Annotated in this window: 19 protein-coding genes and 1 pseudogene; 12 read left to right on the top strand and 8 right to left on the bottom strand. The window is 73.0% G+C overall.

Annotated features, from left to right (window positions below):
• Window positions 1-22: 22 nt before the first annotated feature.
• Window positions 23-1,429 carry an HtaA domain-containing protein gene (locus WN71_RS14345; RefSeq protein WP_046583001.1) on the bottom strand — a complete coding sequence of 469 codons (1,407 nt, stop codon included), beginning with the start codon at window positions 1,427-1,429 and terminating at the stop codon, window positions 23-25.
• A 113-nt stretch (window positions 1,430-1,542) separates the two neighbouring features.
• Between WN71_RS14345 and WN71_RS14350 the strand changes: the two genes are divergently transcribed.
• The 7 genes from WN71_RS14350 to WN71_RS14380 all read left to right on the top strand — a co-directional run bounded on the left by WN71_RS14350 (window position 1,543) and on the right by WN71_RS14380 (window position 9,006).
• Window positions 1,543-2,553 (top strand): heme/hemin ABC transporter substrate-binding protein, encoded by a 1,011-nt coding sequence (locus tag WN71_RS14350; protein WP_240529655.1) that lies wholly within the window; start codon window positions 1,543-1,545, stop codon window positions 2,551-2,553.
• On the top strand, window positions 2,550-3,572 hold the full coding sequence (locus tag WN71_RS14355; protein ID WP_046583005.1) for a FecCD family ABC transporter permease: 1,023 nt from the start codon (window positions 2,550-2,552) through the stop codon (window positions 3,570-3,572). The genes WN71_RS14350 and WN71_RS14355 overlap by 4 nt, the downstream gene beginning before the upstream one ends.
• Before the next feature lie 146 nt (window positions 3,573-3,718).
• A complete protein-coding gene (locus WN71_RS14360; protein WP_046583007.1) occupies window positions 3,719-4,540 on the top strand; it encodes a heme ABC transporter ATP-binding protein in 822 nt (273 codons plus the stop codon).
• Window positions 4,541-4,750: 210 nt separating this feature from the next.
• On the top strand, window positions 4,751-5,887 hold the full coding sequence (gene efeO / locus WN71_RS14365; protein WP_046583009.1) for an iron uptake system protein EfeO: 1,137 nt from the start codon (window positions 4,751-4,753) through the stop codon (window positions 5,885-5,887).
• Window positions 5,888-5,898: 11 nt separating this feature from the next.
• Window positions 5,899-7,170 (top strand): iron uptake transporter deferrochelatase/peroxidase subunit, encoded by a 1,272-nt coding sequence (gene efeB / locus WN71_RS14370; RefSeq protein ID WP_046583010.1) that lies wholly within the window; start codon window positions 5,899-5,901, stop codon window positions 7,168-7,170.
• A gap of 2 nt (window positions 7,171-7,172) precedes the next feature.
• Window positions 7,173-8,045 carry an iron uptake transporter permease EfeU gene (gene efeU, locus WN71_RS14375; protein WP_046583012.1) on the top strand — a complete coding sequence of 291 codons (873 nt, stop codon included), beginning with the start codon at window positions 7,173-7,175 and terminating at the stop codon, window positions 8,043-8,045.
• Window positions 8,005-9,006, top strand: coding sequence for an SCO2278 family lipoprotein (locus WN71_RS14380; RefSeq protein ID WP_046583014.1), 1,002 nt, complete (start codon window positions 8,005-8,007; stop codon window positions 9,004-9,006). Before efeU ends, WN71_RS14380 begins: the two co-directional genes overlap by 41 nt.
• Before the next feature lie 307 nt (window positions 9,007-9,313).
• On the opposite strand, the gene WN71_RS14385 is transcribed toward WN71_RS14380, so the two are convergent.
• From WN71_RS14385 to WN71_RS14400, 4 genes are all read right to left on the bottom strand, one after another.
• Window positions 9,314-10,045, bottom strand: coding sequence for a bifunctional DNA primase/polymerase (locus WN71_RS14385; RefSeq protein WP_046583016.1), 732 nt, complete (start codon window positions 10,043-10,045; stop codon window positions 9,314-9,316).
• A gap of 152 nt (window positions 10,046-10,197) precedes the next feature.
• A complete protein-coding gene (locus tag WN71_RS14390; protein ID WP_046583018.1) occupies window positions 10,198-11,286 on the bottom strand; it encodes a small ribosomal subunit Rsm22 family protein in 1,089 nt (362 codons plus the stop codon).
• Window positions 11,287-11,592: 306 nt separating this feature from the next.
• Complete coding sequence (locus WN71_RS14395) at window positions 11,593-12,807, bottom strand: serine hydrolase domain-containing protein (protein WP_420856499.1); 1,215 nt, start codon at window positions 12,805-12,807, stop codon at window positions 11,593-11,595.
• Window positions 12,720-14,072, bottom strand: coding sequence for a multidrug effflux MFS transporter (locus WN71_RS14400; protein WP_046583020.1), 1,353 nt, complete (start codon window positions 14,070-14,072; stop codon window positions 12,720-12,722). Before WN71_RS14400 ends, WN71_RS14395 begins: the two co-directional genes overlap by 88 nt.
• A 107-nt stretch (window positions 14,073-14,179) precedes the next feature.
• Here WN71_RS14400 and WN71_RS14405 point away from each other — a divergent pair, with 107 nt between their 5' ends.
• A complete protein-coding gene (locus tag WN71_RS14405; RefSeq protein ID WP_046583022.1) occupies window positions 14,180-15,214 on the top strand; it encodes a Gfo/Idh/MocA family protein in 1,035 nt (344 codons plus the stop codon).
• A gap of 498 nt (window positions 15,215-15,712) precedes the next feature.
• Here WN71_RS14405 and WN71_RS14410 read toward each other — a convergent pair whose 3' ends face one another.
• Window positions 15,713-17,023: a D-alanyl-D-alanine carboxypeptidase family protein gene (locus WN71_RS14410; protein WP_079177856.1), complete on the bottom strand. Its 1,311-nt coding sequence runs from the start codon at window positions 17,021-17,023 to the stop codon at window positions 15,713-15,715.
• Window positions 17,024-17,223: 200 nt separating this feature from the next.
• On the opposite strand from WN71_RS14410, the gene WN71_RS14415 reads away from it, so the two are divergent.
• On the top strand, window positions 17,224-18,666 hold the full coding sequence (locus WN71_RS14415) for an ABC transporter permease (protein WP_046583025.1): 1,443 nt from the start codon (window positions 17,224-17,226) through the stop codon (window positions 18,664-18,666).
• Between the two features lie 103 nt (window positions 18,667-18,769).
• Window positions 18,770-19,453 (top strand): annotated as a pseudogene (locus tag WN71_RS14420) (ABC transporter ATP-binding protein); the annotation flags it as partial.
• Between the two features lie 267 nt (window positions 19,454-19,720).
• Here WN71_RS14420 and WN71_RS14425 read toward each other — a convergent pair.
• Both WN71_RS14425 and WN71_RS14430 read right to left on the bottom strand, forming a co-directional pair.
• On the bottom strand, window positions 19,721-20,713 hold the full coding sequence (locus WN71_RS14425; protein WP_206300078.1) for an aldo/keto reductase: 993 nt from the start codon (window positions 20,711-20,713) through the stop codon (window positions 19,721-19,723).
• A 159-nt stretch (window positions 20,714-20,872) separates the two neighbouring features.
• On the bottom strand, window positions 20,873-21,199 hold the full coding sequence (locus tag WN71_RS14430; protein ID WP_046583135.1) for a nuclear transport factor 2 family protein: 327 nt from the start codon (window positions 21,197-21,199) through the stop codon (window positions 20,873-20,875).
• Window positions 21,200-21,379: 180 nt separating this feature from the next.
• Between WN71_RS14430 and WN71_RS14435 the strand changes: the two genes are divergently transcribed.
• Both WN71_RS14435 and WN71_RS14440 read left to right on the top strand, forming a co-directional pair.
• A complete protein-coding gene (locus WN71_RS14435) occupies window positions 21,380-21,925 on the top strand; it encodes a DoxX family protein (RefSeq protein ID WP_046583027.1) in 546 nt (181 codons plus the stop codon).
• A 30-nt stretch (window positions 21,926-21,955) separates the two neighbouring features.
• Window positions 21,956-22,330 (top strand): MazG-like family protein, encoded by a 375-nt coding sequence (locus tag WN71_RS14440; protein WP_046583028.1) that lies wholly within the window; start codon window positions 21,956-21,958, stop codon window positions 22,328-22,330.
• The last annotated feature ends 153 nt before the right edge of the window (window positions 22,331-22,483 follow it).

Raw genomic sequence — 22,483 nt, forward strand, 5'->3', positions numbered from 1 at the left:
CCGGACGGGGCGGTCCGCGCGGTCAGTCCTCGTGCGGGGCCGTACGGCCGCGGCGCCTGCGGACGGCGGCCGTCACGGCCGCGGCGCCGACGAGCAGGGCCCCCGCGCCGAGCGCGACGGGCAGGACGGGGTGGTCGCCGTCCGGGTCCGTGGCGTTCGCGACGGGCCGGGCGGACGGGGTGGCCGACGGTGTCGACGGGTCGGGCACGCTGCCGATGTCGGGCAGCGCGGGCAGTTCGGCGTCGTCGGTGAGGGCGACGGCCAGGGACACGGGGTCCATGGCCGTGCCCGCCGGGTACATCCCGCCGAACGCCTTCGCCCCGCGGGCGGTGAGCCTCGCCGGTGCCTCGGTCACCTCGGCGAGGCCCGCGTGCGCGGTGAACCCCTTCGCGGTGAAGGTCACCAGCGGGACGTTCTCGCCGGTGGGGCCGGAGCCGGTGACGTCGGCGTACAGCGTGCCCGAGCCGTCGTGGACGGTGACGCGCACGCCGCTGAGTGCGAGGTCGAGCCCGTGGGCGCCGGTGAAGCGCACCGCGCCGCCGAAGCGGGCGGTCAACTCGCCCTTCTTGTACGTCCCTTCGCCGGACGGGAAGCGGAACAGCGCGCCGCCGTCGCGGGCCCCGCCAGTCAGCTTCCAGGTGCCGCGCGCGATGTCGCCGGTGACGTACTCGCGGAAGGTCCGGCGCACGCCCCAGTCGACGGCGCCGTCCGCGATCGCGCCCGAGGACGAAGTCCCCTTCCTCTTCGCGGACTCGGTCGTCGTGGACTTGGTCCTCGTGGGCGTGGTCGACGGGGTGGGGGTCGCCGCGGGCCGTACGTCCGCCGCCAGGCTCACCGGGTCCAGCGCGGTCCCGGCGGTGTAGTACCCGGCGAACGACCTGGCGCCCTGGGCGGTCAGGGTGGCGGGCACGTTGTTCAGCACGACCGCCGTGCCGCCGCCCTTCATGTCGATGCCGCCCAGGGAGAGGGAGGCGAAGGGCACCTGCGAGGACGTCGTGACCGCCCCGGTGCCCTTCGCCTTGCTGACGACGTCCACGTAGAGCGTGCCGGTGGCACCGGCGATGCGGACGGTGGGGCGGCTGAGCGTGAGGTCCAACTGGTAGGCGCCGGAGGAGGTCCGGTGCCCCACGAAGCGGACCGCGCCGGCGAAGGAGGCACGGAAGGCGCCGGTGGCGCCGTCGTAGCTGCCGGTCGCCGAGGGGAAGCGGAACTGGCTGCTGCCCACGGTCGCCGCTCCCCCGCTCAGGGAGTAACTCCCCTTGGCGATGGGGCCGGTGACATAGCTCTGGAACGACGCCTTGACCCCCCAGTCGAGCCGTCCGCCCTGCACGGTGCGGCTCGCCGCGTGGGCGGCGGTGACCGGGAGCAGCAGGGCACCCAGAACGGCCGTGCACACCACGGTGATCAGGGCGCGAAGGCACGCGGGCATGAAGGGTCCTCCCGACCGGACATCAAGATAAGGTAAGGCTAACCTAATATCTACCTAGCCTTTCGGGGAAGCCGGGGCCGGAGAAGAGAGGAACGGACGCGACCGTGCACCGTTTGCGCAGACGACTCGCGGGGGCCCTGCTGTGCGCCCTCGCCCTGACCGCCACGGGCTGCGGGGGCGCCACCTCCGGGTCCGCCACCGGGACCGGCTCCGGGGCCGACTCCGGCGGGACGGCGACGGCCGACCGGGTCGAGCCCCTCGCGGACACCCCCGCCCCGAAGCTTCCCGTCACCGTCCGCTCCGCCGACGGACGGACGGTGACGGTGCGTCAGGCCCAGCGGATCGTGCCGCTCTCCGGCAGCCTCAGCGAGATCGTGTTCACCCTCGGGCTCGGCGACCGGGTCGTCGCCCGCGACATCACCGCCACTTTCGCGCAGGCCGCGAAGCTGCCGCTGGTCACCCGCAACCACGACGTCTCCGCCGAGGGCGTGCTCTCCCTGAAGCCCGACCTCGTCCTCGCGGAGACCACCACCGGACCCGACGAGGCCATGCAGCAGATACGCGCGGCGGGCATCCCGGTCCTCGTCGTCGCCCCCGCCCAGGGCTTGTCCGACGTCGGCCCGCGCATCCGGGCCGTGGCCGGCGCGCTCGGCGTCCCGGCCGCGGGCACCGAGCTGACGAAGCGCTCCGAGGCGCGGATCGCCGCCGTACGCAAGGACGTTCCGCGCGACACCGGCAGCCCGCGGGTCGCCTTCCTGTATCTGCGCGGGTCCGCCTCCGTGTACCTGATCGGTGGCAAGGGCTCCGGCGCCACCTCACTGCTGGAGGCGGCCGGCGCGGTCGACGCCGGTGTCGAGGCGGGGCTCACCAAGGACTTCACCGCCCTCACCACCGAGGCGCTGGCCAAGTCGGCGCCGGACGCGATCCTCGTCATGACCAAGGGCCTCGCGTCGGTGGGCGGGATCGACGGGCTGCTGAAGATCCCGGGCGTGGCGCAGACCCCGGCCGGGATGCACCGCCGGGTGGTGTCCATCGAGGACGGCGCCCTGCTCAGCTACGGCCCGCGCACCGACCAGGTGCTGAAGTCCCTGGTGACGCAGCTCTACGGGGACGGCGCCCGGTGACCCGAAGACTGATCGCCCCCGGGCTGCTGCTGGCCCTGCTGGTCCTGATCCCGGTCGCGGCGGGCCTGGGCGCGTACCCCATCCCGACGCCCGGCGTGCTGGCCTCGGTCCTGCACCGCGCCGGGCTCGGCGGCGACGCCCTCTCCCGGGTCCCGGAGTCCGTGCTGTGGGACGTGCGCTTCCCGCGGATCGTGCTCGCGCTGCTCGTCGGCGCGTGCCTCGGGTGCGCGGGCGCCCTGATGCAGGGCGTGTTCGGCAACCCGCTCGCCGAACCCGGCGTCATCGGCGTCTCCTCGGGCGCGGCGGTCGGCGCGGTCGGCGCCCTCGCCTTCGGCCTCGACGCCCTCGGCACCTGGACCGTGCCCGCGCTCGCGTTCGTCACCGGGCTCGGCACGGTACTGCTCGTCTACGCGCTGTCCCGCTCGGGCGGCCGTACGGAAGTGGTGACGCTGATCCTCACCGGGATCGCCGTGAACGCCTTCGCGGGCGCCCTGATCGGCCTCTTCCTGTTCTTCGCGGACACCGCCGCCGTCAACCAGATCACCTTCTGGCAGCTGGGCTCGCTCTCCCAGGCGACCTGGCCGAAGGTCCTCGCCGTGCTGCCCTGCGCGGCCCTCGGGCTGACGCTCGCGCCGCTGCACGCCCGCCGGCTCGACCTGCTGGCCCTCGGCGAAGGCCCCGCGCGCCATCTGGGCGTGGACGTCGAGCGGCTGCGGATCGTGCTGATCCTCGTCGTCGCGCTGCTGACGGCGGCCGCGGTCAGCGTCTCCGGGATCATCGGGTTCGTCGGCCTGGTCGTACCGCATCTGCTGCGGATGACGGCCGGGCCCGGCCACCGGCTGCTGGTCCCGGGCAGTGCGCTGCTCGGTGCCCTGGTGCTGCTCGCGGCCGACCTCGCGGCCCGCACCCTGGCCGCCCCGGCCGAACTCCCCCTGGGCGTACTGACCGCGCTCCTCGGCAGCCCGTTCTTCTTCTGGCTCCTGCGCAGGACCCGGCGCGGGCAGGGGGGTTGGGCATGACCGGCCCGAACTCGGCCACCGGCGGGGCACCTTCGCCCGCCCCGCGTCCACCCGCCGCCGCGACCGTTCGCTCCGGCGTCCGCTCGCCCAGGCGTCCACCTCACCGCGGCGCCCACCCGCGCCACGCCGACCGGAGGACCCCGCCCATGAGACTCGCCCTGCGCCGCACACCCGCCGCGCCCGCCCGCCCCGCCACGGGGGACGTGCTCGCCGAGGCCGAGGATCTGCGGGTGCGGCTCGGCACCCGGGAGGTGCTGCGCGGCGTGTCGCTCACCGCGCGCGCCGGCGAAATGCTCGCCCTCGTCGGCCCCAACGGCGCCGGGAAATCGTCCCTGTTGGGCGCCCTGGCCGCCGACCTCGCGCCCAGCGGCGGCACCGTACGTCTGCACGGCCGGCCGGCCGCCGAGTGGACCGCGCACGAACTCGCGCTGCGTCGCGCGGTGTTGCCGCAGTCGGCGGCGCTCGCCTTCCCGTTCGCCGTCGAGGACGTCGTACGGATGGGACGGGCGCCGCATACCTGCGCGCCCGCCGAGGACGACGCGGCGGTGGCGCGGGCCATGGCCGCGACCGAGGTGGACGGCTTCGCCGCGCGGCCGTTCTCCGCGCTGAGCGGCGGTGAGCGGGCCCGGGTCGCGCTGGCCCGCGTACTCGCCCAACAGGCCCCGCTGCTGCTGCTCGACGAGCCCACCGCGGCGCTCGACCTGCGCCACCAGGAGCTGGTGCTGCGGCTGTGCCGGGAACGGGCGCGCGCCGGGGACGCCGTCGTCGTGGTGCTGCACGACCTGGGGCTCGCGGCGGCGCACGCGCACCGCGTCGCGCTTCTGCGCGCCGGGCGGGTCGTCGCGGACGGGCCCCCGGCGGACGTCTTCTCCGCCGAACTGCTCTCCCGCGTCTACGACCAGCCGGTCGAGGTGTTCCCGCATCCGCGGACCGGCGCGGTCCTCGTGACCCCGCGCAGGGAGCCGTGACACGGCCGCAAGCCCTTGCTTAACCAACCTTTGACCTTCCTGTGAGAACCGTTTTGAGTCACCGTGATCAAGCCGTGCCCTTCGCGGTCGATGAGAGCTGAATCACGGATTAGACGGGTATCACTGAGGTGAGCCTCAGATAAGTTAGGCCAGCCTCACCACATCAGCGCGGCCGCTCCGCGCCGATGCCGTCCCCTTCTTGGAGCCCGCATGCGCGCCGCACGTCGCACCGTCGTCTCAGCCGTCGTCTCCGCGGCCTGCCTCACCGCCGTCACCGGCTGCACCCAGAAGAGCGCGGCGGACGACGACGCGGCCATCAAGGTCACCGCCGCCGACGCCAAGTGCACGACCTCCACCAAGTCGATACCGGCCGGCCAGGTCACGCTGAACATCGAGAACACGGGCTCGAAGGCGACCGAGGTCGAGATCCTCTTCCCCGACGACCGGATCGTCTCCGAGAAGGAGAACATCGGCCCCGGCACCAAGTACACGCTGACCGCCGAGGTCAAGGCGGGCTCGTACGAGATCGCCTGCCGCCCCGGCATGAAGGGCCTCGGCGTCCGGCAGAAGCTCACCGTCACCGGCGGCTCGGTCGCCAAGCGCGACCCGCGCCTGGACAAGGCGGTCGCCGCCTACCGCGAGTACGCGCAGGAGCAGGCCGACGCGACGATCCCGCTGGTGCAGAAGTTCGCCGACGCCGTCAAGGCCGGGGACCTGGAAGCCGCCAAGGCCGCCTTCGCGCCCTCCCGCGTCGGCTGGGAGCGCACCGAGCCGGTCGCCGAGTCCTTCGGCGACATCGACCCCAAGACGGACACCCGCGCCGACGGCCTGGAGAAGGGCCAGAAGTGGACGGGCTGGCACGCCCTGGAGAAGGCGCTCTGGCAGGACAAGAAGATCGGCGCCGACCAGAAGACCCTCGCCGACGAGCTGGTCAACGACCTGAAGGACTGGCAGAAGCGGGTCGGCAAGGCCGAGATCACCCCCACCTCCATGGCCAACGGCGCCAAGGAACTCCTCGACGAGGTCGGCAAGAACAAGGTCACCGGCGAGGAGGACCGCTACTCGCACACCGACCTCAGCGACTTCCAGGCCAACGTCGACGGCGCCCAGAAGGCCTACGAGCTGCTCAAGCCGGTCGCGCAGACCAAGGACAAGGCGCTCACCACCGAACTGGACAAGCAGTTCACCGCCCTGGACACGCTGCTCGCCACCTACCACGACGCCAAGACCTCGGACGGCTTCGTGTCGTACGACAAGGTCACCAAGGACCAGCGCAAGGAGCTGTCGGACGCGGTCAACGCGCTCGCCGAGCCGCTGTCCAAGCTCGCCGCCGCCGTCGTGAAGTAAGGGACGCCGACATGACGGACACCCAGTCCACCACCCCCGAGGCGACCGCCGCCGCGCCGACCCGGCGGTCGCTGATCGGCTGGGGCGGCGCCGGGCTCGCGCTCGGCGCCGCCGCGGCCGGCGGTGCCGTCGCGATGGCCCGCACCGGCAACGACGTCGACCCGGCGGGCGCCGACACCGGCGCCGCGGTCGCCTTCCACGGCGCGCACCAGGCCGGCATCGCCACCGCCGTGCAGGACAGGCTGCACTTCGCCGCGTTCGACGTGAAGACCGACGACCGCGCCGAGTTCGTCCAGCTGATGAAGGACTGGACCGAGGCCGCGCGCCGCATGACGGCCGGGCGGACGGTCGGCGACGGCGCGTACGGCGGGCTCGCGGAGGCGCCGCCGGACGACACCGGTGAGGCGCTCGGCCTCAAGCCGTCCCGGCTGACCCTGACGATCGGCTTCGGCCCCGGGCTCTTCGACCGGTTCGGGCTGACGGGCCGGCGGCCCGAGGCGCTGGTCGACCTGCCGCAGTTCGCCGGGGACAACCTGGACAAGTCCCGCACCGGCGGCGACCTCTGCATCCAGGCCTGCGCGGACGACCCGCAGGTCGCGGTGCACGCGATCCGCAACCTCGCCCGCATCGGCTTCGGCAAGGTGGCCATCCGCTGGTCGCAGCTCGGCTTCGGCAAGACGTCGTCGACCACGCCGGACGCCCAGACCCCGCGCAACCTCATGGGGTTCAAGGACGGCACCCGCAACATCGCGGGCACCGAGACCGACCGGCTGAAGAAGTACGTCTGGGTCGGCGAGGGCGACGGCACCGCGTGGATGAACGGCGGGTCCTACCTGGTGGCCCGGCGCATCCGGATGGACATCGAGAGCTGGGACCGCACCTCGCTCCAGGAGCAGGAGGACGTGTTCGGCCGCGACAAGGGCACCGGCGCCCCGGTCGGCAAGGCCAAGGAGCACGACAAGCCGTTCCTGAAGGCGATGAAGCCCGACGCGCACGTCCGGCTCGCGCACCCCGACTCCAACGACGGGATCACCATCCTGCGCCGGGGCTACTCCTTCACCGACGGCACCGACGGCCTGGGCCGGCTCGACGCGGGCCTGTTCTTCCTGGCCTACATGCGTGACGTGCGCAAGGGGTTCATCCCGCTGCAGCGCAAGCTGTCCGCGCAGGACGCGCTCAACGAGTACATCCAGCACGTGGGTTCGGCGGTCTTCGCCGTGCCGCCGGGCGTCCGCGACCAGGACGACTGGTGGGGCCGGACGCTGCTGAGCGAGGAGGCGTAGCCGTGTTCTCCAACTATCTGATCGGTCTGCGGGAGGGGCTGGAGGCCAGCCTCGTCGTCTGCATCCTGATCGCCTACCTGGTCAAGACCGACCGCCGGGACGCCCTCAAGCCGATCTGGGCCGGCATCGCGATCGCGGTGACCATCGCCCTGGCCTTCGGCTGCGTCCTCGAATTCGGTTCGCAGGAAATGACGTTCAAGGCGCAGGAAGGCCTCGGCGGCTCGCTGTCGGTCGTCGCCGTCGGCCTGGTGACCTGGATGGTCTTCTGGATGCGGCGCACCGCCCGGTTCCTCAAGGCGGAGCTGCACGGCAAGCTGGACGCGGCCCTGTCCATGGGCACCGGCGCGCTCGTCGCGACCGCGTTCCTCGCCGTGGGCCGCGAGGGCCTGGAGACCGCGCTGTTCGTGTGGGCGTCCGTGCACGCCGCCTCCGACGGCACCCCGCGCCCGCTGGTCGGGGTCGGACTCGGCCTGCTGACCGCGGTGTTCCTCGGCTGGCTGTTCTACCGCGGCGCGATCAGGATCAACCTGGCGAAGTTCTTCACCTGGACCGGCGGGATGCTGGTCGTGGTCGCGGCGGGCGTCCTCGCCTACGGCTTCCACGACCTCCAGGAGGCCAACATCCTCCCCGGGCTCACGGACCTCGCGTTCGACATCAGCGGCACGATCCCGCCGGACAGCTGGTACGGCACGCTGCTGAAGGGCGTGTTCAACTTCCAGCCCGACCCGACGGTCCTGCAAGTCACGGTGTGGCTGCTGTACCTGGTCCCGGCACTCGCGCTGTTCCTCGCCCCGGTAGGGTTCCCCTCCGGGAAGGGGAAGGTGAAGGCACCCAATGACCAGGGATCGCAGCCCTCGCAGGCTTCACAGGCGTGATCGGAACGCGCTCATGGCGGTCTCGCTGACCGCCATGACGCTCTCGGCGAGCGGATGCGTGGTGGTGCACGGGGAGCGCGAGGTGCTCCCCACCACCACCCGCGCCGAAGCCGCCGTCGCGCTACGGCAGTTCACCACCGCGTACAACAAGGCCGACAAGGCGTACGACAGTTCCCTGGACGCCGGCCATGTCACCGGCGCACTCGCCGACATCGACGGCGCCCGGCTCAAGGCGGGGCACGCCAACAACCCCAAGGGCAACGCGTCGCACAGCCCGCTGACGCTGACCGACGTGACGTACACGATCCCCAAGAAGGCCGGCTGGCCCCGGTGGTTCCTCGCGGACGCCAAGGGCAACAAGGGCGGGGACGCGCGCTGGCTGCTGGTCTTCACCCGCAGCTCGCTGAACGAGCCCTTCAAGGTGGCGTACCTGACGCTCGTCGCGCCGGACGCCGTGCCGAAGTTCGCGAAGGACAAGGACGGCTGGGCCGAGGCCGTGCCCGCGAACAGCACGGACCTGTCGGTGACGCCGACCGGTCTGAGCCAGGACTACGCGACGTATCTGGCCCATGGCAGCGACACGTTCGCCTCCGGCACGCACACCACGGGCTGGCGGTCGCTGCGGGCGAAGGCGGCCCGCAAGCCGGGGCTCGCCACGCAGTACATCGACGAGCCGCTGACGAGCGGTGACTACGCGCCGTTGGCGCTGCGCACGGCGGACGGCGGCGCGTGCGTCTTCTTCACCACGCGGTACTTCGCCAAGGAGACGGCCGCGGCGGGCACGTCGGTGCCGTCGCCCGGGGCCGACGTCGTGGCGCTGACCAAGGGCGAGATCAAGCAGACCCTGACGATGCAGTTCGTCTCCAACGAGGTCGCCCTGGACCCGGCGAAGGGGTCGAAGACGGCCCGGGTCTCGATACTCGGCCGCATCGAGGGAATGACCTCAGCCGAAGGCGCGTGAGCGCTCCGCTGGGGGGGCGGGCGACGGCGGGTCGGTTACCGGGTGCGGGCACGTCCCGGCCGCTCGCGCAGTTCCCCGCGCCCCTTTCGGGGGCGTCCCGGTCACCGTGCCCCGAAAGGGGCGCGGGGAACTGCGCGGGCAACCACGACGCACTCGCACCCGACAGCCCACCCCGGCCCGGCCGCCACCGACAGGGGCGCGGGGAACTGCGCGGGCAACCACGACGAACCCGCAGGCAACAACCAAGCCCAAGGCCCCCTTCAGGGGCGCGGGGAACTGCGCGACTCCGGCCGAGCCGCCCGCAGGGTCACCCGTGGCGGAGCGGCCACGCCTGCGAAGCCGTATGCGTCTCCGCATGGCGCGCGCACGCGTCCGTGAGGGTTTCCAGCAGCGTCAGCGGATCGGGCAGCGCGTGCTCGGGGCCGCGCACCCAGCGCACGCCGCGGTCGTCGTCACCGGGCAGCCGGGCCGGGGGCACCAGGACGTAGGAGCCGCGGCAGTGCCAGCGCAGGCCCGGGTGCTCGTCCATCGTCTCGGGGTGGCAGTCCAGCTCGCACGGCCACCACTCGTCCTCGTCCTCGGGGGTGCCGCGGGTGAGGGTGAAGAAGAGCAGGCGCCCGTCGTCGCTCTCCGCGACCGGGCCGACCTCCACGCCGCCGTCGAGCAGCCGCTCCAGCGCCTCGCGCCCGGCCTCCAGCGGCACGTCGAGGACGTCGTGGGTCATGCCGGTCGCGGTGATGAAGTTGGCCTGCGGCTGATGCCGGGCCCAGCGCTCGACCTGCGCGCGGTCGGTGGTCGACTGGGTCTGCCAGGCGAAGGACACCGGATGCCGGCCGGGGGTGGGACAGCCGACGCGGACGCAGGAGCAGCGGTCACCGGCCGGGTGCGCGGCGGGCGCCAGGGGCAGTCCGGCAGCGGCGGCGGCGAGCAGCAGGGCCTCACGGCCGCCCTCGTCGGCGGTCTCCTTCGGGCGGCGTCCACGCAGCCACTGGGAGATCCTGCCCTGCCGGCCGGACCGGCCGCCGAACGTCGCGCTCATGAACTAATGATCCCACCTTCGCGGACCGCACGAGACCGAAGCACCCGCGGTCAGGGGTGGGACGAGACACATCAGCGCGCCGGATCGGCGGCCATCGAATCCTTTGTCCGGATACCGCGGGGCGGAATCGACAGCAATGCGTGCACGCGGCGTCACGCCCGCGGGTCCGACGAGCCCGACGAGTCCGACGGGTCCGACGGGTCGGCCGGGTCGGACTCGTCGGCCGGGCCGGCCGGGGGCCAGGCGTCGCCCCAGTCCGCGTCGCGGGCCGCCTTGTAGAGGTCGCCGTGGCGCTTGGTGACGGTGCTGCGGGCGATCCGCTCCCCGTCCGGTCCCCCGCCCTCGGGGCCCGGCTCGCACAGGTCCAGGAGGACCTGGCCCTTGCGGATCTGCGGGCGGCGCACGACGCGGGCGGCGGCGGGCGCGACCGGGAAGCGGGCCGCGGCGACGTAGCTGAACTTCTCGTCCTCGTAGGGGAGGGAGCCGCCCTTGACCTGCCGGTGCAGCGAGGACCGGGCGACGCGGGCGGAGAAGTGGCACCAGTCCGTGCCGGGCACGATCGGACAGGCGGCGCTGTGCGGGCAGGGCGCGGCGATCCGGAACCCGGCGGCGATCAGCCGGTCGCGGGCCTCGATGACGCGGGCGTAGCCGTCGGGGGTGCCGGCCTCGACGATCACGACGGCCTGCGCGGCGGCCGCGGCGGCGTCGACGAGGCTGCGCCGGTCGGCCTCGGTCAGCTCGTTGAGGACGTACGACACCGTCACGAGATCGGTGCTCTCGATGGTGAGCGCCGATCCGATCCGAGAGCGCTGCCAGCGGGCGTCGCGCAGCGCCGGGTTGGCGGCGGCGATCTCCCGGCCGAGGGCGAGCGCGGGCTCGGCCCAGTCGAGCACGGTCACCGGCCGCGCCCCGGCCCAGGTGGCGGCCACCGCCCAGGTCGCCGCGCCGGTCCCGCCGCCGACGTCGACATGCCCGCCGGGCGTCCAGTCGGGCACGGCGTCCGCGAACGCCTCCAGCGCCGCGCGCACCGCCTCGAAGGTCGCCGGCATCCGGTAGGCGGCGTAGGCGGCGACGTCCGCGCGGTCGCGCAGGATCGGGGCGTCGGTCGGGGTGGCGCCCCGGTAGTTGGCGATCAGCCGCTCGACGGCCTGCGCGGCCTGCCGGGCGGGCAGCCCGTCCAGCAGCCCCGCGAGGGCTGCGCGCAGGGTCTCGGCGGGGGATACGGGGGCTGGCGCGTTCACCCAGAGATTCTAAGAGAACCCCCGGGCAAGAACGCTCCCCCGCGAGCGACCCCCGCTGCCACGAAGACCGGCCGCCAGCCTGCGACTGCATCGTGGCCGCTCGCGCAGTTCCCCGCGCCCCTTTGGGGCGCCTGGTGGGCCGTGCCCCAAAGGGGCGCGGGGAACGGCGCGCCCAGCCACGACGGCCCGGCAGTCGACCGACAACCCGCACGACCGTGCCCCGAAAGGGGCGCGGGGAACTGCGCGAGCAACCACGACGGCCCGACGGCCGACCGCCGACCCCGTCCCCCGCCCCACGGCACGTGGTCAGCGCCCGCGAACCGCCCGCGCCAACCGCGTACCCGCCGCCGCCCGCGGCCCACTGTCCGGAGCCCGCCGCCGCGGATGCACGGTGTTGGCCAGCAGCACCAGATACGTGTCGGTCACCGGATCCAGCACCAGCGACGTACCCGTGAACCCCGTGTGGCCCGCGGCCCCGCGCCCCGCCAGCTCGCCCATGAACCACGGCTGGTCGACGGCGAAGCCGAGGCCCGGCGGGGTGAGCAGCAGCTCCACGAAGTCGGGGCCGAGGATGCGGGCGGGGCCGTAGGAGCCGCCCGCGAGCAGGGTGCGGCAGAACACGGCGAGGTCGCGGCCGGTCGAGAAGAGGCCCGCGTGCCCGGCCACCCCGCCGAGCGCCCACGCGTTCTCGTCGTGCACCACGCCCCGCAGCATCCGCCGGTCCACCTTGGCCCAGGGCCGCCGCTGGTCCTCGGTGGCCGCCGCGCCGGGGCTCGGCCCGAAGTCGGTCGCGGTCATCCCGAGCGGCCGGGTGATGCCGTCGTGGATCAGGACGTCGAGCGTGCGGCCGGTGACGCGCTCCAGGACGAACTGGAGCAGCAGCATGTTGAGGTCGGAGTAGAGATAGCCGCCCGCCTCGCCGGACGGCGGCTCCGCGCGCAGCATCTCCATCCGCTCGGCGTCGTCCGCGCACTCGTACAGCGGCAGTTCCGGGCGCAGCCCGGAAGTGTGGGTGAGCAGCTGCCGCACGGTGATGCCGTGCCGGGCGGCCGCGCGGAACTCCGGCAGGTACGCCCCCACGCGGGCGTCGATGCCGAGGGTGCCGCGCTCGATCTGCTGCATGGCGGCGACGGCCGTGAACAGTTTGGTGAGCGAGGCGAGGTCGAAGGGCGTGCCGACGGTCATCGGCACCCGGGCCCGCGCGGGCAGGTCGACGCCCCGGTCGCTCTCCTCGTCGTAGGAGGCGTACCGCACGGCCCAGCCCGCGGCCGCCTCCACGGCGACGACGGGCCCGCGCCCGGCGACCACGACGACGCCCGCCGCCCAGGGGCGGTCGCCGGTGGTGAGGGCGCGGACCTCGTGGACGAGGCGATGCAGTTCTCCCGGGTCGAGCCCGGCCCGCTCCGGTGTGTCGTTGCGGAGTCTCGGCGCGCTCAGCTGTCCTCCCCGAAGCCCTCGGCCTCGCTGGAGCGGGGGGTGAGCCCGCTCTCCGTGCCCGTACGTGTGTTCCAAGGACGGCACATTCCCATGAAGCAGCCCAGCGCCACCAGTGCGGCCACCAGCTGGACCACGGCCATGGGTACGGCCGTGTCCTCGCCGGCGATCCCGACGAGCGGGGAGGCGACCGCGCCGATGAGGAAGGAGGAGGTGCCGAGGAGCGCGGAGGCGGAGCCGGCCGCGTGCCGGGTGCGCAGCAGGGCGAGGGTCTGCGCGTTGGGCAGGGTCAGGCCCATCGCGGACATCAGGACGAACAGCGCGGCGGCCACCGGGACGAGGCCCGCGTCGCCAAGAGCGCCCGTCGCGAGCAGCAGCAGCGCGCCCGCGGCCAGGGTGATCACGACGAGCCCGGCGCCGAGGACCCGCTCCAGCGGCACCCGGCCGACCAGCAGCTTGCCGTTGACCTGCCCGGCGGCCAGCAGGCCGACGGAGTTGATCCCGAACAGCAGGCTGTACGTCTGCGGGGAGGCGCCGTAGATCTCCTGCACCACGAACGGGGAGGCGGAGATGTAGGCGAACAGGGCGGCGAAGGCGAAGCCGCCCGCGAGGGTGTAGCCGGCGAACGGCAGGTCGGCGAGGAGGCCGCGCATGGCGCGGACCGCGTGGGCGGCTCCCCCGGAGTGCCGGGCGGCGGGCGGCAGCGTCTCGGGCAGCCGGGCCCAGACCAGCGCGGTCAGCAGCGCGCCGACCACGGTGAGGACCGCGAACACGCCCCGCCAGTCGGTCACGCGCAGGATCTGCCCGCCGATCAGCGGCGCCACGATCGGCGCGACCCCGGATATCAGCATCAGGGTGGAGAAGAAGCGGGCCATCGCCACGCCGTCGTAGAGGTCGCGGACCACGGCCCGCGCGATCACTATGCCCGCGGCGCCCGCGAGGCCCTGCACGAGCCGGAGGGCGACGAGCAGTTGGACGTTCGGCGCGAGCGCGCACAGGGCGGTGGCGAGGACATAGACGGCGAGTCCGGCGAGCAGCGGGCGCCGGCGGCCCCAGCGGTCGCTCATCGGGCCCACCACCAGTTGCCCGAGCGCCATGCCGGCCAGGCAGGCGGTGAGGGTGAGCTGCACGGCCGCGGCGGGGGCGTGCAGGGTGCGGGTGACCTCCGGGAGCGCCGGGAGGTACATGTCCATCGACAGCGGCGGCGTGGCGGTCAGCCCGCCGAGCGCGAGGACGACGAGCAGCCCGACCCGCCGGCCCGGCACGGGCCCTGAAGGCGCCGGCCCGGTGGCCGACGGCCCGGCCACGGGTCGTGCGGTCGCTCCTCGCGGCGACTCCGCCCCCTCCGACATCGTTTCCCTCCCTCGGTCCGCCGACGGTGCCGCCGGCTCGATGCGCCACCTATGCTCTCAGCTCGTACACAGTGCCGAGGGTCGCAGGAGCGAGGGTGGGGTCCGGTATGGCGGAGCGGAGCGTGCGCTGGGGAATCCTGGCGACCGGCGGGATCGCGGCGGCGTTCGCGGCGGATCTGGTGGACCTGCCGGACGCGGAGATCGTCGCGGTGGCCTCGCGGCGGCAGGAGTCGGCCTCGGCGTTCGCGGAGCGGTTCGGCATCGGTCGGGCCTACGGCGACTGGGAGTCGCTGGCGCGGGACGAGGACATCGACGTCGTGTACGTGGCCACCCCGCACGCGGCCCACCGGGCGGCCGCCGGGCTCTGCCTGGAGGCGGGCCGCAACGTGCTGTGCGAGAAGGCGTTCACGCTGAACACGCGGGAGGCCGAGGAACTGGTCGCGCTGGCGGCCGACCGCGGGAGCTTCCTGATGGAGGCCATGTGGATGTACTGCAATCCGCTGGTACGGCGGCTGAAGGCGCTGGTCGACGACGGCGCGATCGGCGAAGTCCGCACGGTGCAGGCGGACTTCGGGCTCGCGGGCCCCTTCCCGCCCTCGCACCGGCTGCGGGACCCGGCCCAGGGCGGCGGCGCGCTGCTCGACCTGGGGGTGTATCCGGTGTCGTTCGCGCAGCTGCTGCTGGGCGAGCCGGCCGAGGTGACGGCGAGAGCGGTGCTCTCGCAAGAGGGCGTCGATCTCCAGACCGGAGCACTGCTCTCCTGGGAGAGCGGCGCACTCGCCTCGGTGCACTGCTCCGTCGTCGGCGGTACGGCGGTCTCGGCGTCGGTCACCGGCTCACAGGGCCGGATCGACGTGCCGGACGGCTTCTTCCACCCCGACCGCTTCGTGCTGCACCGTGACGGCCGGGATCCGCAGGAGTTCACGGCCGACCCGGCGGACGGCCCGCGCACCAGCCTGCGCCACGAGGCCCGGGAGGTCATGCGCGCGCTCCGGGCGGGCGAGACCGAGTCCCCGCTGGTCCCGCTCTCCGGCACGCTCGCCGTGATGCGCACGCTCGACGCGATCCGCGAGCGGATCGGCGTCCGCTACCCCGGCGAACTCGCGGACCCGGCGGGAGAGCCGCGACTGACGGCGGTCTGAGGACCGACCGGACTCCGGCGGCCCGAGGACCGGCCGGACTCCGGTGGGCGCCCAGAGCCCACCGGACCCTGGGCGGGCGGCATTTCCGTGCAGAAACGGTCAACTCGTCAACCTCTACAAACGGAATTTGAACGTCCGCACCATTGCCCCCGGTAGGGGGCTTATGCTCAACTCTCCTACACAAGAGCTTCACACTTGAGGCAATTGGGTTCCACGGTTCCGACGGGTTCCGTGGACCTCACCGTGGCGGACTGTGCCGAGGGGGGAACAGGCCACACCGAGGGGGGGAGGGGGCAGCCGTTCCACCTGCCGGGTGGGGGTGGATCTCGCGCGGGACCGCGAGGTGCGCACCGGCGCGTGGAACGGCTGCCGCACATCCGCCCGGCCTTCGCGAAGCCTCTGCCAGGCCTTCGACAGGCCCGGGACCGGCCCCGGACAGGTCTCCGACAGGCCTCCCGCATTCCGCCGGAGGCCCGCCGAAGCCCGCCGACGCCCCGCTCAGCTCTCCTGGCCGGCCGTCTCCGCCGCGCCCGCGGCCGTCCCCGCGGCACCGGCGTCCGTCCCCACCGCACCCGCGCCCGAACCCGCCGTATCCGTACCCGGACCCGCGGCCCCGGCCGCCTGAGCCGCGCCCGCGTTCGTGCCCGCACCCGCACCCGTCCCGGACCGCGCCCCGCGCCGCCGGCGCAGCGCCCACGCGCCCCCCGCGAGCAGCGCGAGCGTTCCCGCGCCGCCCTCCAGCAGGGTCCACGGCGACGGCGACGAGCCGCCCGACGACGAACCCGGCGCACCCGCCGCGCCCTTCGCGGCCCGCTTCGTCGGCGACGGGCTGGCCTTCGCCCCGCCCTCGCTCAGCGGCTCGACCAGCGTGCCCACCGGCTGGGCCGAACTCCCCTTGCCGAAGCCCCAGTCGAGCAGCGCGGCGGTCTGCTCGTAGACCGCGTTGGTGCCGGGCGCCGGGTGCATCACGGTGACCAGCAGGGTGCGGCCGTCGCGGGTCGCCGCACCGGTGAAGGTGTTGCCCGCGTGGCTGGTGTAGCCGTTCTTCACGCCGATGAGGCCCTTGTAGACGTCCAGGCCCCAGGCGCCGGTCAGCAGGCGGTCGGTGTTCTGTATCTGGAAGGTCTTCTTCTTGCCGGCCGGGAAGTCCGCGGTGCGCGTGGCGCAGTAGGAGCGGAAGTCGGTGTCGTGCAGCCCGTGCCGGGCGAAGAGGGTCAGGTCGTAGGCCGAGGACAGCTGGCCCGGGTGGTCGAAGCCGTCGGGGCTGACCACATGGGTGTCGAGGGCCTGGAGGTCCTCGGCCTTGGCCTGCATCTCGGCCACCGTTTTTCCGACCCCGCCGTTCATGTGCGCGAGGACGTGCACGGCGTCGTTGCCGGAGCGCAGGAACACGCCCTGCCACAACTGCTCGACGGTGTAGGTGATGCCGGCCTTGACGCCGACGAGGCTGGAGCCGGCGGGTATGCCGGCCAGGTCGGCGTCGGTCACGGTGTGCGTCTCGGCGCGCTCGAACTTCGTCAGCACGGTGTCCGCGAAGAGCATCTTCAGCGTGGACGCGGGGGCCAGCCGCTTGTGCGCGTTGAAGGAGGCCAGCACCTCGCCGCTCTCGTAGTCGGCGACCAGCCAGGCGCGGGCGGTGATCTTCTTGGGCAGTCCGGTGGCGCCGCTCACCTGGATGCCGCCGCGGGCCAGTCGCTCGCCCCCGATGACGGGGGCGGCGGCACGGGCGGGGGTGGCCGCGGCCACGGGCAGCGCGGCGGCGGTCAGGCCGAGGGCGGCCCGCCGGGTGAGCCGAGAGGAAGCGTGCATCCGGGGACCGTACACCGCGCCTGACAACGGTTTCCTGGCAGGTGACCCTCCAGGGCATATGAATGACCTGTCTTACGAAAGATTGAGCACCTGTTCCGCATTCTCAGCCCTGACACATCCTTTACTCAGGTCGACGCAAAGGTTCCTCCCTAGCTTGTGAGAGCGCCCACAGCGGGCGCCAAGAACCTTCGAGGAATGTGATGTTTGGCATCTATCTCAAGCGCGAGCTGGGGCGTCGCAAGAAGGCGGCCCTGGTCATCGCTCTGGGTCTGGCGCTCGGAATCGCGCTGGTCATCACGGTCAACTCGGTGTCGGCCGGCATGAACCAGGCGCAGGACAAGGTCCTGAAGTCGCTCTACGGCCTCGGGACCGACATGACGGTGACCAAGGCACAGACGGCGCCCAAGGCGGGCAGCTCGTCCGGCCCCAACTTCAAGTTCGACGCGAAGTCGAGCAGCAAGTCGTCGCAGAGTTCCGACCGGGTGATGACACAGGGCGGTCAGGCCCTGAAGTCCTCCCTGGTCGACCAGGTCTCGGACCAGAAGGGCGTGGACAGCGCGGTCGGCGCCCTCTCCCTGAACGTCATCAAGGTCAACGGCTCGTTCACCCAGGGCAAGGCGCAGTCCTCCGGCGGCAGCAACCAGGGCGGCCCCGGCGGCGCCTCCGGCGGCAACCCGCAGGTCCAGGGCGGCGGCGCCAACTTCAACGTCAACAACTACTCCGTAGCCGGCGTCGACGTCGCCGACCAGGGACTGGGCCCGCTGGCCTCCATGAAGATCACCTCCGGCAAGACCTTCACCTCGGCACAGACCAACGCCAAGGTCGCGGTGGTCAGCAAGTCGTACGCCAAGAGCAAGAAGTACAAGGTCGGTTCGACCTTCAAGATCTCCGGCACCAAGTTCACGGTCATCGGCATCGCTACGCCCAACAGCAGCGAGTCCAGCACGGACGTGTTCGTGCCGCTGAAGCAGGCGCAGACGCTCGGTGACGCCAAGAACAAGGTCACCACGATCTACGTGAAGGCCACCGACTCCAAGCAGATCTCCACCGTGAAGAAGGAGATCCAGAGCAACATCTCCGGCACCACGGTCACCACCTCGTCCGACATGGCGTCCACCGTGTCCGGTTCGCTGTCCACGGCCTCCAACCTGGCGACCAGCGTCGGCAAGTGGCTGTCGATCGCGGTCCTCGTCGCCGCCTTCCTGGTGGCCGCGCTGCTGACCTCCTCCGCGGTCTCCCGCCGGGTGCGTGAGTTCGGCACCCTGAAGGCGCTCGGCTGGCCCAGCGGCAAGGTGACCCGGCAGGTCGTCGGCGAGTCGATGGTCAACGGCCTGATCGGCGGCGCCCTCGGCATCGGTCTCGGCCTCGCGGCGGCCTACGTGGTCACCGCGATCAGCCCGACGCTGACCGCGCAGATCGGCAGCACCGGCGGCAGCGGTGGCGGCAACGGCTTCCCCGGTGGCGGCGGCCCCGGCCAGCAGACCGCCAACACCCTGCAGATCGCGCTCAGCGCTCCGGTCTCGGCGACCACCATCGCCCTCGCGGTGGGCCTCGCGGTCACCGGTGGCCTGATCGCCGGCGCCATGGGCGGCTGGCGCGCCTCCCGGATGCGTCCGGCCGACGCGCTGCGCAGCGTCCAGTAGTCACCCAGTACCGGGGCGCCGCCTCCACTCCCCCCGGGACGGCGCCCCCTTGTTCCTCTCCCCCACTGTCCTTCCGTCCCTCCCCAGCACTCACGGAGCACCCATGTACACATTGACCGGCGTGACCAAGCGGTACACGCGGGGCAAGGAGACGGTGGAGGCGCTGCGCGGCGTCGACCTCACCATCGAGGACGGCGACCAGCTCGTCATCCAGGGCCCCACGGGTGGCGGCAAGTCCACGCTGCTCCAGATGATCGGCGGCCTGGACCGCCCCTCGGCCGGCAGCGTGGAACTCGACGGCGTGAACCTCGCCACCATCAGCGAGGCCAAGCTGACCCGGCTGCGCGCCGAGAAGATCGGCATCATCTTCCAGTCCTTCAACCTCATCCCGACGCTGACCGCGCAGGAGAACGTCGAGACGGCGCTCGTGCCGCTCGGTGTGAAGCCGGCGGAGCGGCGGGAGCGCGCCGCGGAGGCGCTGCGCTCGGTCGGTCTGGGCGAGCGGCTCACGCACGTCCCGACGGAGCTGTCCGGCGGTCAGCAGCAGCGCGTCGCGATCGCCCGCGCCCTGGTGAAGAAGCCGAAGGTGCTGCTCGCCGACGAGCCGACCGGCAACCTCGACGAGGGCACCCGCGACGACATCATGAACCTGCTCGAGGGCCTGTGGCACGAGTACGGCCTGACCTTCATCATGGTCACGCACGACTCGTCGATCGCCCGTCGCGCCCCGCGCCTGGCGACCATCAAGGCGGGCCAGATCACGCTCACCGAGCAGGGCACGCGGCAGTTCGCGCAGCAGGCGCAGGGCGCGCAGCAGCCGCAGGGCGTGCAGTCGTACGACCAGCAGTCGTACGACGGCCAGCAGTACGCGGGCCAGCAGTACGCCCAGCAGCCGTACGGCGGCCAGTCCCACTGACCGCCGCCCACGGCGACACGTCGGCGGGACCCCCTGACCGCCGACGTCAGCCGTACGGCGGCCGGTTGGGCCGGCCGCTCTCAGCGGCACGGCGGCCAGGTCCATCGAACTGCCTCCCCGGTGGCCTGGCGGGGCCGTTCACCTTCCGAGTATCCGGTCGACATCGGCCAGTTGCCCGGTGGTGAGCGGCCCCTTCGCCATGGCGCCCGCGTTCTCCTCGGCCTGTGCGACGGTGCGGAAGCCGGGGATCGGCACGGTGCGCGGGCTGCGCGCCCACAGCCAGGCCAGCGCGCCCTGGGCGAGGGTACGGCCGCCGCTGGTGAGGACCTCGCGCAGGGCGTCCACCCGGGCGAGCCAGGCGGGATCGGCGCCGGAGCCGTCGCCGAAGCCCGGCAGCCAGGCCGGGGGCGCGCTGCGGATGTCCCCGGGCTCCGGACGGGTGCCGCGCCGACCGCCGAGCAGCCCCATGGCGAGCGGGCTGCGGTCGATGCTGGCGAGGTCGAACTCCTCGCACAGCGCGAGCAGTTCGGGGGCGTCGTGGAAGACGTTGAGGGTGTGCTGGACGGCCGTGCAGTGCGGGCCCTTCGCGAACACGGCGGCACGGGCCGGGTCGTCGGTGCTCCAGGCGTAGCCGCGGATCAGCCCCTCGCGCACGAACTCCTCGCAGGTGTCGCGGAGTTCGGCCGCGCGCTCGGGGTCGGCGTCGGACAGGTGCAGCTGGTAGAGGTCGACGTGGTCGGTGTCCAGGCGGCGCAGTGAGGCGGTCAGGGCGCGGCGGGCGTGGGCCGGGGAGTCGTCGGCGCCGGTGAGGGTGCGGGTGTCGGCGTCGAAGACGTTGCCCCATTTGGTCGCGAGCACGACCTGGTCGCGGCGCTTGCCAAGCGCGCGGCCGAGAATCCGCTCGCTGTGCCCGGTGCCGTAGGTGTCGGCGGTGTCGAAGAAGGTGACGCCGAGGTCGAGGGCGCGGCGGATCGCCCGCACCGACTCCTCGTCGTCGACCTTGCCCCAGCCGAGCGGCTGCCCGTCCAAGGTCTGCCACTCACCGCCGATCGCCCAGCACCCGAAGCCGAGCGCACTCACCTCGATACCGCTGCGGCCGAGCGTCCGATGGCTCTGCGTTGTCTTCTCCATACCGGAGAACGCTAGGAGTTGAAGCGCACACGAGGGCAAGCACGGTACGGGTGGCCGGTGTTCACGCATGCTCGGTGTTCACGCCCGCCCGGTGTTCACGCGTCCCCGGTGTCACGCCTGCCCGGTGTCACGCCTGCCCGGTGTCACGCCTGCCCGGTGTCACGCCTGCCCGGTCTCGAAGCGGGAGATCCTGCCGTCGTCCGCGACGGTGAACCGCCACTGGGTGCGCATCTCGCCCCAGGTGTCGTTGCGGTAGTGGGCGAGCAGGGCGCGCCCGCCCGAGGACTCGTTGTCGACGTCGAGGTGCCCGTTGGAGGAGAAGATCTCCCGGTCCACCCAGTCGGCGAGGTCCCGGTCGGAGCCGTCGTCGGACATGGTCGCGCCGGGCGCGAGGAGGTCCATGAACGCGTCGCGGTCGTGCGCGTTGACGGCGGAGACGAAGGCGCGGACGGCGGGGTCGCTGAGTTTCGCGGTCTGAATCGTCATGCCGGCCAGGCTCGCACCGCCCGCCACGGCACGCCACCCGAACGGCCGCCCGAACAGGCCGGTGGGGCGGGCCGGGTGCGACGGTGGAGGGGCCGGGGGACCCACCCCGCCGACCACCACCCCTCTGCCCCTCTGCCCTCTGCCCCTCTGCCCCTCTGCCCCTCTGCCCCTGGAGCCACCATGACCTGTTACGACCGACGAGATCTGGGGCTGCTGCTGCTCCGGCTGAGTACCGGTGGTGTGCTGGTCGCGCACGGTGCGCAGAAGCTGTTCGGCTGGTTCGGCGGCGGGGGCATCGAGGGGACCGGCAAGTTCATGGAGTCCGTCGGCTACCGGCCGGGCGAGGCCAGCGCGACCGCGGCCGGCGTCGCCGAGATGGGCGGCGGCACGCTGCTGATGCTGGGGCTCGCGACACCGGCGGCGGGTGCCGCCGCGGCGGGCGCGATGGCGGGGGCGGCGGCGGTGCACGCGCCCAGCGGCTTCTTCGCCCAGTCGGGTGGCTACGAGTACGCGGCGAGCCTCGGCCTGTCCGCCACCGGCCTGGCGATCACGGGCCCCGGCCGCCTCTCCCTGGACCACACACTCGGCCACACGGTCAACCGCGGCTGGATGGTCCCGGCGGCCCTGGGCGTGACGGCCGCCGCGACGGCCGTGGTCATCGGCATGCGCAACCGCCGCCTGCGCCAGGAGCGCGAAGGCCAGCAGGAGGCACTGTTCGAGGAGTAGCCCCCCGGTCGTCCATGACAGGCTGCCACCATGGACGACCCCACCGACGCCGCCGTGGTACCCACACCCACACCGATCGCCGAGCCCGCACCGGACGCCCTCTGGCAGACCGTCGACGAGCTGTGGGCCTGGCTCGACGCGCACCGCGCGGTCGACGGCGCGGACGGACTCCTCCTGCGCGTCCTGAAACTCTCGGAGGAGGTCGGCGAGGTAGCCGAGGCGATCATCGGCGCGACCGGCCAGAACCCCCGCAAGGGCACCACCCACACGTGGGACGACGTCCAGTCCGAACTCTGCGACGTCGTGATCACGGCGTTGGTGGCCCTACGCACCCTCACCCCCGAAACCCGCGAGGTGTTCACCCGGCATCTGGCCGGGGTGCGGCAGCGATCGCTGGGGAGTTGATGAAGCGGGAGGCAGCGGGCTGCGTCCGGGAGCGGGCAGAGCCGGGGGACGGGAGGCGGGCACGCTGCTGATCGCCTTCCTCGCGGCCGCGAGGAGGCGTTCCGTGTGGTGTCGGGCGAACGGTGTCCTTTCCGTCGGCACGTCGGCTGGTGT

The organism is Streptomyces mangrovisoli, from assembly GCF_000974985.2.
In the GTDB taxonomy this organism is placed as follows: Bacteria; Actinomycetota; Actinomycetes; order Streptomycetales; family Streptomycetaceae; genus Streptomyces; species Streptomyces mangrovisoli.

Coding starts and splice junctions, on each gene's coding strand:
- efeO (WP_046583009.1), top strand. CDS start 4,751: ATGCGCGCCGCACGTCGCACCGTCGTCTCAGCCGTCGTCTCCGCGGCC.
- WN71_RS14440 (WP_046583028.1), top strand. CDS start 21,956: ATGGACGACCCCACCGACGCCGCCGTGGTACCCACACCCACACCGATC.
- WN71_RS14435 (WP_046583027.1), top strand. CDS start 21,380: ATGACCTGTTACGACCGACGAGATCTGGGGCTGCTGCTGCTCCGGCTG.
- WN71_RS14360 (WP_046583007.1), top strand. CDS start 3,719: ATGAGACTCGCCCTGCGCCGCACACCCGCCGCGCCCGCCCGCCCCGCC.
- WN71_RS14405 (WP_046583022.1), top strand. CDS start 14,180: ATGGCGGAGCGGAGCGTGCGCTGGGGAATCCTGGCGACCGGCGGGATC.
- WN71_RS14385 (WP_046583016.1), bottom strand. CDS start 10,045: ATGAGCGCGACGTTCGGCGGCCGGTCCGGCCGGCAGGGCAGGATCTCC.
- efeB (WP_046583010.1), top strand. CDS start 5,899: ATGACGGACACCCAGTCCACCACCCCCGAGGCGACCGCCGCCGCGCCG.
- WN71_RS14430 (WP_046583135.1), bottom strand. CDS start 21,199: ATGACGATTCAGACCGCGAAACTCAGCGACCCCGCCGTCCGCGCCTTC.
- WN71_RS14425 (WP_206300078.1), bottom strand. CDS start 20,713: ATGGAGAAGACAACGCAGAGCCATCGGACGCTCGGCCGCAGCGGTATC.
- WN71_RS14400 (WP_046583020.1), bottom strand. CDS start 14,072: ATGTCGGAGGGGGCGGAGTCGCCGCGAGGAGCGACCGCACGACCCGTG.
- WN71_RS14345 (WP_046583001.1), bottom strand. CDS start 1,429: ATGCCCGCGTGCCTTCGCGCCCTGATCACCGTGGTGTGCACGGCCGTT.
- WN71_RS14415 (WP_046583025.1), top strand. CDS start 17,224: ATGTTTGGCATCTATCTCAAGCGCGAGCTGGGGCGTCGCAAGAAGGCG.
- WN71_RS14380 (WP_046583014.1), top strand. CDS start 8,005: ATGACCAGGGATCGCAGCCCTCGCAGGCTTCACAGGCGTGATCGGAAC.
- WN71_RS14410 (WP_079177856.1), bottom strand. CDS start 17,023: ATGCACGCTTCCTCTCGGCTCACCCGGCGGGCCGCCCTCGGCCTGACC.